Genomic DNA, 12969 nt, shown 5'->3' with positions numbered 1-12969 from the left:
ATAAAAGTAAGCTTGAGGCCCCGTCACCGGGGCCTGTTAGCCTATGTTATTATTTCAATCCGTTGATTACGATACTTTCCAATGCTGCTAAACCAGTAGTTTCAAGGGAAGCGCCTTTATCCGTAATTGCTTTTTTGTTTGCTGTTTCTAGAGTATCAGCAAGTGTTTGAAGTTCTGCTAATTTAGCTGCGATTTTAGCAGCCAAGTTGTCTTTAATTTCTTGGGATGCAGCTGTTCTTTCAGCAGCAAGCAAAGTGTTCAGTTCTGCTTTCGTATCTTCGATTTTCTTAGTCAAAGTAGTCGCTGCTTGAGTTTGAGTTGTACCTACAGCAGTTTCCAGGCTTTTCACTGATGAAGTTCCTTGAGCGTTAACATCTTTTTTGATGTCAAATTTACCAGCTTCGCCTAATCCCCATACAACACCATTGTTAAAATTGTTTGCTTCGTTTACAACATTGTTGTACTCGCCAGGCATGCTGCCTTTGATGCTTGTATTTTTACTGTCAATAGCATTCGAGTATGTGGTAACTTGACCGTTGATGGAACCTTGTACACGAGCTGTTTCAGCTGTTCCAGCTGTTTTCACGTCATTAACTGCTGTGTTATTAATGGTGTTGTAGTCGGATATAAGCTTAGCTTTGTTGCTTTCTACATAACCGTATACATCACCGGCAACTAGTGCTTTTGTTGCTTTTGTTGCTGAGGAGTACCAGCTTTGAAGTTGGCCGCCAGCGTCTGTTGCTGCGAAAGCTGTACCCATACCTGCTACTAAACCTGTTGCAATAACACCAATTGCTAATTTACTTTTCAATGCTTTCATCATTCATCAATCTCCCTTAAAATAGTATATTGTTTCATCGCGCTCACCTGAAGTGAACCCATAACTCACCATGACTGACTAGTTGCCCAGCTTCAACGTTAATCCTTGAATCGTATCCTGAGCCCATTGATCGATTTCACGGTCATTTGCACTTTTCGAAGCACTTACGTACTTGTCGAAATCTATTGCAGCACCAGTCTTAGCAAGCCCTGTCGCGCTTTCGATTTGACTACCATAGAATTGACTAGCCGCTTCTATGCTATCGATTGCATTATGACTAGTGTCATCCGCCATCTTCTTCAAGTTGGCATTTGCCTTAGATACCGATTCATTCGCTGATACACTAAAAGATTGAGATGCTTCGTCCAACCCTTGTTGGACCATAGCATTCATTTCTTTCGTCCCCTGCTGGAAACTTGCTTTGTACCAATTTTGCAGAGGCGTACTTACATCAGAGTAGGCGTAAGCCGTACCCATAATGAGGAAAGTCGAGAGGCCCAATGAAACGATCATCACTTTGCGTTTCAAACGAATCATCGTGCTGCCCTGCCTCCTTCTTGTTCTAATCTCGCTTACAAACCTATTGTATCCCGCCATACGATTCGTGACTTCGTCCTTTAGAGTAATTTATACCTACTACTTTCGCAGTGTACGATGGTATACTTTCGTACCAGATGAAATGTAGTAAATAAGCTTTTACAACCAAGAAGCTACACGATACAATGCTCCTATACACCTAATTCACTATAATGGGGGCTAGAATCTTGAATCTATTAGAAGTAAACTACCTTGCCGTACTTGTTGCGACAATAAGCACCATGATACTTGGATTCCTGTGGTATTCACCGGTCTTATTCGGAAACGCATGGGTCAAGCTGCGAAATATGAAAATGGAAGAGATGAAAGGCGGAGGCCCCATCACTTACATCCTCACGGCACTAACCGCATTAGGGGGCGCCTTTATCCTGGCACTTCTCTTGACACTTGGCAGTGAGACAACTTGGTTGACAGGGCTTACGATTGGGCTACTTATCGGTCTAAGCATTTCGCTGAAAATCGGGATGAATTATTTGTTTGAGAGTAGCAAATTGCAGTTGTATTTCATCACCATCGGCTACCACTTGGTATCCTACTTGATTGCTGGCATTATCATTGGAGCCTGGCAGTCCTAATGTCTTTGGTATAGACTCACAAGAGCGCCTCCGCGGGAGATGCTCTTTTTTATTGCCTCCTAAAGTGTTTCAAAGTCGTCTAAATCGTTTATTCAGGTATATCCCCCCATTCCACTTGGCATTCACTCGAATATACTAGAGCACAAGATCTTTGGGGGTGGAGATAGTGCTTCAACTTAATGGAATCGTTGGCGGCAGCTCACCAATCTCGGTTGGCGCTGGGAAAACGATACTGCTGCAGCAAATACTTATTCGTGTGAAAAGTAAACAAAAGTTAATTTTGAGAGATATCAACTTCTTGTTTAACAACGAGGCTTTTGCTATCAAAATAGAGGCCGAACCCTCGACCGGAGTCTTTATAGCCAGAGGCGGAGCTGGTGATTTAACACCTCGTAAAGTGTTAGTTAATAATACAACTGGCGAGGATTTGCTTATCTTCCTACTCGTAAGTGCCGTAAATAAAGCCAAGAACTCAAGATCCTTGAGTCGTTCAGACAGTTGGCACATGACCTTTGTGCGGCGCTAAGCATGATGACCAAATGTTCAATCAGTAGAAAAGAGGATACAATGAACCGGAAGCAAATGCTCCTGATCAGTACAATGGCCCTTACCCTAAGCATGGGGGGAACCACATGGATTGATCCTTTAAGAGCTAGTCCAATTGCAAATAAACAGAATACTGTTCCTATAAAAGAAGATCTGCTGCATGTACTGGGGCTATCCTCAGAGGAGGACATCTACATTGCCCAGTATAATGGGCTATCTCTTGCCGATATTGCCGAAGCCAACAAAGTTGATGTTCAGAAAGTCATTGAGCTTCAATTAGCCGAGTTAACCGAACAATTAAACTTACGGCTGTCCAGCGGCAGTATTACGCCTGAGCAATATGAAGCACAACGTGCAGAATTACCTGAAATTATTATCAAAAGTGTATACGCCATGTGATAACCGACTCCGTCGTCCTTCATGGAAACTAAAAAAGCGCCCGCTTGGGCGTTTTTTTATGTTACTAACTTGTTGTAAACACACATCTATGTCACTATCAAATGAAGAGAAGCTCATTAGGAAGGACTACGACTTGATCATGAATTTTCATCAACTTATTCCGCTTAACATACAACAATTTCGCTGGTTTCTTCCTACAAAACTGTCAATGTTGTATGTTGTACAACAATTTAACCGCATTTCATCCGATGGGGCTAATTTCGGGAAAAATTGTTGTATGTTCTGCAACAATCGCGAGGAAAGACGCGGATTAGCCAGCCTAATGTTGTACAAAATACAACTTCACTTTGACCAGAAGGTATCCTAAGCATTTACACATCAATCTTGACTTACACTCCCATCCAAATGGACAGCATAAGCCATTTATCCTCTCCATTCTTAGCATGTTACGCATCTACTTTAAACTAACTCTCTTCCCAAAAAATTGCGTAAGCCGTTTATCCTTCCATTCCTTCTCCCCTAAGCCATGCCACGCAAACGATCCGCAATAACTCTCATCATGCTGCGCAGAACATCAATATTCTGGAAGCAAAAGGTCAGCACCAGATCCCGATGAAGCTGCAGCAGGACGGCAGCTTCCTTCGCTGTACAGTCGGCCGAGCGAGGACCGCTGTCGATAATCGCCATCTCACCGAAGAACGCACCTTCCTGTAGAACCGCGTACTCTTCCCTGCCTCTATGCACACGAACGCTTCCTTCGATAATGCCATACATCGTATCTCCGAAATCACCTGCGCGGCAAATGACTTCTCCTGGTTCGTAGGCGACTTCTTCAACTCTTTGAGCGAGCCATAAGAAATCCTCCGGAGCTAGATGCACGAACAAATCTATTTTTTGCAGCACAAGGATCCGCCGTAAAATGACTTCGTCCTTCGTTAAGCCTTCTGTCGGCCTGGTTTCAGGTATTTGCAGGGCGGCTGCGACTTCCGCATGCCCTTGCTCTAGCTCAGACTTATTCGCTGACTGTCCCCGCTCCAATTCGGATCGCAGCCTGCGGGATAGAAGCTTCATCATTTCAACCGCAATGCTGGTCTGATCGAACATCATATCATAGAATACAGAGGAATCCAGCCGCCACAGAAGAACATCCTCCTCGGCTCGAATGGTTGCTGTTCGGGCTCCCTGAGTCAGAATCGCCATTTCACCGAAGCAATCTCCCCGCTTCACCTCGCCTAGCAGCTGCCCGCTTCGGTATACACCCGCTCGGCCTCCGTCCATAATCATCAGAGAATCTCCAATATCCCCTTCCTGAATGATGACTGCACCCTTCTGAACACTCAGCTTATGTAATCGCTGTGCAATTACAGATAGATCCCTGCTTGTCATCCCTTGGAACAGAGACACATGGCGGAGCAAATGCACCCGATGCATCAGATCCGAGAGATCCTCATTTAGCGAAGTTCCCAACTTGCTCACGTTGAGATGCTGTATCGCTTGCTTGAGCCAATCATCCCCTTGCGCGGATAACCAGTTCAAATGTTCGCTGAGCGGCATGTCCGTTATTACATTCCTCGCCACCACACTTGAGCCTGACATGAATGTCGTCATTTCCGTGCGTAGGTTTCCTCGCAGCGTTTGATCGATTACTTCTTCCGCATTGGCCTGCTGCCTGGAATCCCCTTCGGACCAGTCGATATAGACGGCCTGCATCGTTTTCTCTTCATAGATAAGCGATAACAACTGGAAGACGCGTCTACTGATCGCTGTTCGAATTTCTCTAATGATATTCTCGATGTCAGCGCAGCCCTCTATCCCAACTATGCTCGCCCCATGTTCAGCAAACTGTCCATACAGCTTTAACTCGTGGAGAATATAAGTCTCTACTTTCTGGCTGTCCACAAAGGGCAGTCTCTTATGCATACGAAGCAGCGATTCCAAAATACGATCACGCATGTCATAGTTGGCAGCCTCGTAACAATCGAACAACATATCGAAGGCACTCTGCGTTGCGATTCGTTCGAATACGGCTGGTAAATATAAGCCAATTTCTCTCTGGTTTAAATAAGGCGCTAATTGCGGCAAAATATCTTGTTCATCATAAGCAGCAAGGGCCTGGGTGGCGTACCGACGGGTTTGGCTGTCTTTTAACATGGCAATAATCGGTTCAATTAACGGAGGTACATGAAGAATAGCCGCAGATTCTAAAGCGCGAATTCGAACCTGAGGACTGCTGTCTTTTAAAAGAGAAATCAACGGTTTATAGAAGTTTTTCACCCGAATTTGCCCAAATAAAGCAGCCATCGCGATCCGTTCTTCTTCCTGCCCGCTTTCCATCATTTGCTTCAGTTTTCCGACGGCTCGAAACATACCCTCAATGCTATAATATTTGACCAATCCAGCGATGGCCGCAGCTTGAACTTCCACCGACTGATCTTCTAGATGAACGGTTATTTCATCCACATATTCCTCTTTCGCATAAGCTGCTAGCGCTAGTATTGCTTTCGCTTTCACCTGATTGTCTTCGGTTGCCACCAAGGATTGCAGGATAGGTTCGAGTCCCTCCGGTACCTTTTGCTCCACATAGGCCAATGCTTCTATACACATTTCAGGAATTGAATGATGCAGCAGTCCCTCCAAATGAGGCGTTAAGTCGAAGGAGTCCATCTCTCGCATAAGACCAAAGGCATACAAAGCTTGCTGCTTATCCGAGCTGGATAGCGTATCTATCAGGATTTTCCGACTGGCTGGATCCATTAGATTGAGTTCAACCTTCTGAAGATCGTCTCCCCCTGTTTTGAGATTGGACAAGAGGGTATGCAAATAGGCTTTCTTGACCTTTACCCCCGCAACAATCCCAATCACAAGCAAAACCAGCACAATATAACTCAGTTGTTCAGGAGCAAGCAGCCGCGTTACGATAAGTAAACAAATGGCAGCCAGCCCTTTGGCCCCATTACGGACTATGCCGTCTAGGAAGCTCTTCGCTCTGCCCCGCCATTCCGGTGGAACAGGAAACATCACTAATTGGCTCACAGACGAGTAGAGCGTATCTCCAACAACTTTATCGCTTCCCTTCACGATGACAGCCATAGCCAGTACAGGCAGCACTAAAATGCCGAAACTGCCGGCTATTAAGGTAATCGGGAAGACAAGCAAGGCGGTCATCACACCGAATCGCGTCAAAATGCGACTGGATATAAACAACTGAACGAATAAAGCAATCAGCCCGGAGAACCCATAGAAGCTGCCCATAAATCCGGCCAAGGCCTCATTCTGTAAAGTCCCTCTCAGGATCACCTTGAATTGATAATCGATTAATGTGAGAGATAACACGAGTGCTGCGGATAAAACGGCGACATATTTCAGATGAGGAACGCTCGCGAATAAACCTGATTTCCGTTGTACGGCCTGCTTCGCCGTTGTTGTCCTAGGCTGTGCCGGCTTGGCTTCTATCGTTTCCTTTGCGAAACTTAATATCAAATAAACGGCCACCAAACCAAGCAGCTGTAAACCCGCATAAAAGTAAATCAGATTCGCCGTGCCTACGAGCGGAACGAGTGCTTTTAGCCCAAAACCGCTTAAAATCCCCCCCGTAATCCCCCCGCTCCCTACGATTCCGATCATCTGTTTCGCTTTCCTCTGATTCATCACGGATGTGGCGAACTGCCAGAAACAAACAATCATTAGGAAATTAAACACGTCATAGCCGATGTAGATAACGGGAAACACCCACCGCAGCTCAAGCCCCACACCAAACCTAGATACTAGAACCAGTACGGAGATAAGCGGTATTAAGATCTTCATGAGACTCTCCAACCGAACCTTCGGTGAGTATCGCTGAAAAAGAACTCCTGCCATGATCATGACCAGGGCCTGCGGCAAGTACATCAGGGATAAATACGAATTATCAAACCGGCTTAAAAAAAGCGTATCTGCCGCGGTTCTCCCGATGGTCGAAGCTGAAACGACACAAAACAAATAAGCGAATAAGAGAAAAACTTTTCCATACTCTTGCTTATCTTCAGCGAATTTATGTAAGAAGGACTGATAGGTTTTACTAAACATCATACGGCTCATGATACACCTCATTTTAGATTCGACGCTTAAAGACGCCTAATGAAATTGTACCAGAAGTCCTAGGATTAAATAACTAATTTATCAAAAAAAAGAGACAAAATTCGTCACGATTTTACGAAGCATAACCAACTTCAATTGGCTAAAAACGCAAAGAAACCGCTCCAGCACCGGAACGGTTCTATGCCATGACTATTTCCTTTCAGATCATGTCTTTAAGGTGAAGAACTTAGCCCTATTCGGTGACTCATCTACTCCTTATTCGAATCTCTCATGCTCTTGCGTGCCACCCCTGTACGATAGGCAGCTTCTACAACAGCCTCCCTTACCTTTTCCACCACTTTCTGGTTAAAGACACTGGGAATGATATAAGTCTCGTTCAATTCTTCATCGGTTACTACGGATGCAATAGCTTGAGCAGCCGCGAGCTTCATTTCCTCATTAATCTCACTCGCCCTGCAATCCAAAGCACCGCGGAAAATACCGGGAAAGCAAAGAACGTTATTGATTTGATTCGGCTTATCAGATCTCCCTGTAGCCATCACTCTCACATACGGCTTGGCAAGCTCGGGATCGATCTCCGGCATTGGGTTCGCCATCGCGAAGACAATCGGGTCCCTCGCCATGGATCGGACATCATCTACCGTTAAAATGTTAGGAGCTGAAACGCCAATGAATACATCCGCATGCTGGATAACGTCGGACAAGCTCCCTGCTTCCAAGTTCGGATTCGTCATCTGGGCAAAATCGGTCCAATGCGCATTGTCGTACTGCGTATTTCGGTTAATAGCGCCATAGCGATCCACCCCGATTAAGTTACGCACTCCGGCAGCGAGCAGCATCTTAGAACAAGCGATACCTGCCGCCCCAATGCCGTTAACAACAACTTTAATATCCGACATTTGTTTGCCCGTTATTTTCAACGCATTCAACAAACCGGCCAGCAGCACGACCGCCGTGCCGTGTTGATCATCATGAAACACGGGAATATCGAGTTCACGCTTCAGCCGTTCTTCGATCTCAAAGCAGCGAGGCGACGAGATGTCCTCTAGATTGATGCCTCCGAACGCCGGAGCTATCGCTTTGATGATGCTGACGATTTCATCAGGGTCCTTCGTGTCAAGGCAGATGGGGAATGCATCCACGCCCGCGAATTGTTTGAACAGCATCGCCTTGCCTTCCATCACCGGCATCGCGGCCAACGGTCCGATGTCGCCAAGCCCAAGTACAGCCGTACCGTCGGATACCACCGCGATCATATTCCGTTTGATCGTCAGTAAATAGGCTTTGCTTGGCTCTTCCGCAATAGCGGTACAAATTTGAGCGACCCCAGGGGTGTACACCCGGGACAAATCATCTCGGTTTTTGACTGGAATTTTCGAATTGATCTCAATCTTCCCGCCTAAGTGGACAAGGAAGGTCCGGTCCGATACGTGAATCACCTTTACACCGCTTAAACTTTGAAGAGACTCGCCGATAAGCTGACTATGTGTTTGATCGAAAACATTCACAGTAATATCGCGAACGGTACTCATGCGACTGGAAGAAATGACGTCTATGCCTACGACATCTCCTCCTGCCTTTTCTATGGTAGCCGCGATATCGCCGAGTGAGGTTAACTCTTTATCGATTTGAAGCCGAAAAATCATATAAGTCGATGCACCGCTTGGAACTGACATGTTCCTGTTCACTCCCTTTAATTTTGCAATTGAGCCTTGCCCTCTAGCTTTTATTGCTTGCCTTCCAGCAGCTCAGCTCCCGCGATCCCCGGGTTTGTCATCTCATATGGATCGAGAATAATTTGCAGTTCCTCTTCCGTCAGAACATTGTAGATCAGACAGAGCTCTCTAACAGGCTTTCCTGTTAAAATGGCTTCACGCGCAATTCGTGCCACCACTTCGTAGCCGAGATGTGGATTAAGCGCCGTAATCACGCCTACACTTTGTTCCACATATTGTTTGCAGCGCTCCTCATTAGCTTCGATCCCTTCCAAACAATGCACGCGGAATGCTTGGAATACTTGATTCATCATGCTAAGCGATTGCAATAAATTGAACACCAGCACAGGCTCCATCACATTAAGTTCAAGCTGACCCGCCTCGGACGCCAGACAAATCGTGTGGTCGTTGCCGATGACCTGGAAGGCTACTTGATTGACGACCTCCGCCATCACTGGATTCACCTTGCCCGGCATAATAGAAGAGCCCGGTTGGCGCGCAGGCAGCTGAATCTCCCCGAGCCCGGCGCGAGGTCCTGAAGCGAGCAATCGCAAGTCGTTGGCAATCTTGGACATATTGATCATGCACACCTTCAATGCAGACGACACTTCGGTGTACGCATCCGTATTCTGCGTCGCATCCACCAGATGCTCGGCATTGATAAGCGGCAATCCACTCAGCTCAGCAAGCACTTCCACAACCCGTTTAATGTAGCGCGGGTCAGCATTTAGGCCAGTTCCAACGGCTGTTGCACCCATGTTGACTTCATATAAATGATCACGTGTTTGCTTAATCCGCTTAATATCGCGAGCCAGCACTCGACTGTAGGCCTCAAACTCCTGTCCCAGTCGAATGGGTACGCCGTCCTGCAGATGGGTCCGGCCCATTTTGATAATACCGTCGAATTGAACGGCTTTGATGCAAAACGCCTCGAGCAGCTCTTCCATCGTTACAAGCAGCTTCTCAATCTGAGAGAGTGTGGCGATATGAATCGCTGTCGGAAACGCATCATTGGTTGACTGAGCCATATTCACATGCGTATTGGGACTTACTGCAAAATAATCTCCCTTCGTACCCCCGAGCAGCTCGATAGCCCGATTGGCGATAACCTCGTTGGCATTCATATTGATGGACGTTCCTGCTCCGCCTTGAATCGGATCGACGATGAATTGATCGTGCCATTTCCCATCTATAATTTCCTGTGCTGCTTGAACGACAGCATTCCCGATACGAGGGTTCAACTGCCTAATCTCCATGTTCGCTACTGCTGCCGCTTTTTTCACAGTCGCCATCGCACGAATTAATTCTTCATGAATGCGGTAACCTGTTATCGGGAAATTTTCGACTGCACGCAGTGTTTGAATCCCGTAATAAGCATCTATGGGCACTTCTTTTGAACCAAGAAAATCTTTTTCCACCCTTAATTGAGCTGTTGTCATTGTTATAACCCCCAAGTGATTTCAATTACGCAGCTTTCTTAACAGACTCTACATATTGCTTGCCTTTTTTCTTATCGTACTGCCCTTCCCACTTCGCCATAACAACCGCGGCAATGGAGTTGCCGACCACATTGACTGCCGTACGGGCCATATCCAGAATACGGTCAATTCCTGCGATAAAAGCAAGTCCTTCGAGCGGAATCCCAACCGATCCCAGCGTAGCCAGCAGCACGATAAAAGAGGCACCCGGCACACCGGCAATTCCTTTGGATGTCAGCATAAGAGCAAGCATCAAGGTGATCTGAGCGCTGATCGACATGTCAATGCCATACATTTGAGCAATAAATAGAGCTGCTATGGCTTGATATAGCGTTGAGCCGTCCAGGTTGAACGAATAACCTGTGGGAATAACAAAAGAGGTGATCGCCTTCGGTACACCGAATTTCTCCATTTTCTCCATCATCTTAGGCATAGCCGTTTCGGAGCTTGCTGTAGAGAAAGCGAGGATCAGCTCGTCTTTTAGAATGCGAATAATGGTCATTACACTGGTGCCGCAAAGCTTGGAGATCAAGCCGAGCACGACGAACACAAACAGGAACATCCCAAGGTACACGGCAAACACCAGCTTACCTAGTGGAACCAAAGAGCCTACCCCGAATTTGGATACCGTCACACCAATCAATCCGAAAACACCAAGCGGTGCGAATTTCATAATTTGGTTGGTCACCCAAAACATCGATTCTGAGAGTCCCTGAAAGAAGGATAGAACCGGCTTCCCTTTCTCACCAACTGCGGCAATACCCAAGCCAAGAAATACCGAGAAGAAAATAATGGCCAGCATATCACCTGCAACCAAAGATTCAAACACGTTTTTCGGAACGATATTGACGAACGTATCAATGAAACTGTGGCTGGTCATCTTCTCCGTCGCTTCGACGTACTTGTTAATATCCGTCTTTGCAAGCGCAGACATATTGACGCCTGCTCCAGGCTTCAATAGATTGGCCACGACTAATCCAAAAATAATGGCGATCGTCGTTACGATTTCAAAATAAAGAATCGTCTTTCCGCCAAGCTTGCCCAGCCTTTTCATATCCCCAACGCCCGCTACTCCGACAACAAGCGAAGAAACGACGATGGGAACGACAATCATTTTAATCAAACGGATGAAAATATCGCCCAATGGCTTTAAGTAGCTCTCAACAGTTGGGTTTCCAAAAAATATAGCTCCTACGATAATCCCCAAAATGAGACCAAACAAAATTTGAAATGCTAATCCGAACTTTTTCATGATAATTCCCCCTTTTGTTAAGCGCTTTCTTTTTCGCGAAAGCTTTTGGTAACGCTTTAATAGATTTCTATCTTAGAGGGCAATCTACAGAAAGCTAGACGAATCTACAAATTCTCTTTATAATTTTTTTCAAAAAATATACGTGTGTAAAAGCAAGCTATACGTATAGAAGGAATAACGCAAACTATGTCGAATGACTTTTACTTCATGTGAGAAGGAGGGAAATAAGACACTTTGAAGGAAAAATGGTTCCTGCTTATACTCATGATCATTTCGGTTCCGATCGCAGGCGAGTTGAATTTCTATCCGTTTCGAGATGAGTTTCGGGTTAGTTTAGGCACCCCAACCTTCTTCCTTTTCCTGTTGTGGCTGCGGACTCCTTCCCCTCTTGTCTCAGGTCTTCTTGTCGGGATATCCGTTGCGCTCTTTCGAACGGGGCTTCAGGCGTTCCTTGACTCGGATTGGAGCTGGACCGCTTCCTTTCATCATCATTACCCGGTATTCTTCTACTACTTGACCTATGGAATCGTCTTCACGGCAGTTCGTATGAACCGTTATCATAATCGGCCGCTTATCGTCGGCTTTCTCGGTGTATCGATTGAAATCGCCGCGACGTCGGCGGAACTGCTGTTTCGATATACATCCTTCGCCGAGATGACTTCTCTTACCACCTGGAATCAGATTGCCTTAATTGCTTTTTTTCGCAGTTTCTTCGTGCTAGGAATTTTCAATATCGTGAAGTTGCGCCATTCGAGGGCAGCCGAAGAGCAGCAGCGCAAAGAAAACGAGAAGATGATCATGCTGATCTCCGAGCTGTATGAAGAATCTGTCCAGTTGAAGAAAACGCTGCACAATGCGGAATATATAACGCGGGTTAGTTATGAACTATATCAGTCTTTAAAGGATGTGCATCTTCAGGGAATCGATGACCTGTCGCAAAAAGCGCTCCGAATTGCCGGTCAGGTTCATGAAATCAAAAAAGATAATCAACGGATTTACGCGGGGTTGTCCGGTTTAATTTCACATGATAGCGATTACTTACCCATGGATGAATTGGCCGGAATCGTCTTACGTTCTAATGAGAAATATGCCAGATCCCTCGGCAAGAAGATTGCATTCTCGCTGAATAACGATGGTGAATTCCCATTATGTCACGTGTATGCCACCTTGTCCTTGCTTAATAACCTAGTGACTAATGCCGTTGAAGCCATTCTGGAGTCAGGCTATATCAGGATTAGCGTGATTCGAAACGGAGATGATATCGTTATCAGTGTAGTTGACAACGGTCCAGGTATTGCGCCTAAGCTTCATGATCGGATCTTCATGCCAGGGTTTACTACGAAATATGATGAATCCGGCAACCCTTCCACGGGGATAGGACTCGCTTACGTGAAACAAGAAACCGAGCAGCTTCATGGGACCATACGGGTTCAAACCGGCAATGATGGGGTTGGTGCTAATTTCATCATCACATTACCAGTGAGCCAGATCGGAAAGGAGGAATAACAGG

The 12969-nt window shown here is 46.0% G+C and carries 10 protein-coding genes; 4 read left to right on the top strand and 6 right to left on the bottom strand.

What is annotated here, in order from left to right:
- Nucleotides 1-49 precede the first annotated feature (49 nt).
- Both AC58U0_RS18700 and AC58U0_RS18695 read right to left on the bottom strand, forming a co-directional pair.
- A complete protein-coding gene (locus AC58U0_RS18700; protein ID WP_497380471.1) occupies nt 50-823 on the bottom strand; it encodes a hypothetical protein in 774 nt (257 codons plus the stop codon).
- A 75-nt stretch (nt 824-898) separates the two neighbouring features.
- Nucleotides 899-1357 carry a hypothetical protein gene (locus tag AC58U0_RS18695; RefSeq protein WP_497380469.1) on the bottom strand — a complete coding sequence of 153 codons (459 nt, stop codon included), beginning with the start codon at nt 1355-1357 and terminating at the stop codon, nt 899-901.
- 227 nt (nt 1358-1584) lie between these two features.
- On the opposite strand from AC58U0_RS18695, the gene AC58U0_RS18690 reads away from it, so the two are divergent.
- The 3 genes from AC58U0_RS18690 to AC58U0_RS18680 all read left to right on the top strand — a co-directional run bounded on the left by AC58U0_RS18690 (nt 1585) and on the right by AC58U0_RS18680 (nt 2937).
- Nucleotides 1585-1992 (top strand): DUF1761 domain-containing protein, encoded by a 408-nt coding sequence (locus tag AC58U0_RS18690; RefSeq protein ID WP_497380468.1) that lies wholly within the window; start codon nt 1585-1587, stop codon nt 1990-1992.
- A 166-nt stretch (nt 1993-2158) separates the two neighbouring features.
- Nucleotides 2159-2518 carry a hypothetical protein gene (locus AC58U0_RS18685; RefSeq protein WP_497380467.1) on the top strand — a complete coding sequence of 120 codons (360 nt, stop codon included), beginning with the start codon at nt 2159-2161 and terminating at the stop codon, nt 2516-2518.
- 41 nt (nt 2519-2559) lie between these two features.
- A complete protein-coding gene (locus AC58U0_RS18680; RefSeq protein WP_057302589.1) occupies nt 2560-2937 on the top strand; it encodes a hypothetical protein in 378 nt (125 codons plus the stop codon).
- A gap of 519 nt (nt 2938-3456) precedes the next feature.
- Here the strand turns inward: AC58U0_RS18680 and AC58U0_RS18675 are convergent.
- From AC58U0_RS18675 to AC58U0_RS18660, 4 genes are all read right to left on the bottom strand, one after another.
- Complete coding sequence (locus AC58U0_RS18675) at nt 3457-7014, bottom strand: Npt1/Npt2 family nucleotide transporter (RefSeq protein ID WP_497380466.1); 3558 nt, start codon at nt 7012-7014, stop codon at nt 3457-3459.
- A 248-nt stretch (nt 7015-7262) separates the two neighbouring features.
- Entirely contained in the window at nt 7263-8690 is a 1428-nt protein-coding gene (locus AC58U0_RS18670) for an NAD-dependent malic enzyme (protein ID WP_497380465.1), read from the bottom strand.
- A 50-nt stretch (nt 8691-8740) separates the two neighbouring features.
- A complete protein-coding gene (aspA, locus tag AC58U0_RS18665; RefSeq protein ID WP_497380464.1) occupies nt 8741-10168 on the bottom strand; it encodes an aspartate ammonia-lyase in 1428 nt (475 codons plus the stop codon).
- 25 nt (nt 10169-10193) lie between these two features.
- On the bottom strand, nt 10194-11459 hold the full coding sequence (locus tag AC58U0_RS18660) for a cation:dicarboxylate symporter family transporter (protein WP_497380462.1): 1266 nt from the start codon (nt 11457-11459) through the stop codon (nt 10194-10196).
- A gap of 234 nt (nt 11460-11693) precedes the next feature.
- On the opposite strand from AC58U0_RS18660, the gene AC58U0_RS18655 reads away from it, so the two are divergent.
- Nucleotides 11694-12965 (top strand): sensor histidine kinase, encoded by a 1272-nt coding sequence (locus AC58U0_RS18655; RefSeq protein WP_497380461.1) that lies wholly within the window; start codon nt 11694-11696, stop codon nt 12963-12965.
- Nucleotides 12966-12969 lie beyond the last annotated feature (4 nt).

The sequence above is a fragment of the Paenibacillus sp. J31P190 genome, assembly GCF_059692075.1.
The sequence above is the reverse complement of the archived record's forward strand: the minus strand, read 5'-3'. Positions and strand labels throughout refer to the sequence as shown.

Bases quoted from the DNA above. Each gene is read 5' to 3' on its own strand.
- AC58U0_RS18695 (WP_497380469.1), bottom strand. From the start codon at position 1,357: ATGATTCGTTTGAAACGCAAAGTGATGATCGTTTCATTGGGCCTCTCG.
- AC58U0_RS18670 (WP_497380465.1), bottom strand. From the start codon at position 8,690: ATGTCAGTTCCAAGCGGTGCATCGACTTATATGATTTTTCGGCTTCAA.
- AC58U0_RS18700 (WP_497380471.1), bottom strand. From the start codon at position 823: ATGATGAAAGCATTGAAAAGTAAATTAGCAATTGGTGTTATTGCAACA.
- AC58U0_RS18660 (WP_497380462.1), bottom strand. From the start codon at position 11,459: ATGAAAAAGTTCGGATTAGCATTTCAAATTTTGTTTGGTCTCATTTTG.
- AC58U0_RS18680 (WP_057302589.1), top strand. From the start codon at position 2,560: ATGAACCGGAAGCAAATGCTCCTGATCAGTACAATGGCCCTTACCCTA.
- AC58U0_RS18675 (WP_497380466.1), bottom strand. From the start codon at position 7,014: ATGAGCCGTATGATGTTTAGTAAAACCTATCAGTCCTTCTTACATAAA.
- aspA (WP_497380464.1), bottom strand. From the start codon at position 10,168: ATGACAACAGCTCAATTAAGGGTGGAAAAAGATTTTCTTGGTTCAAAA.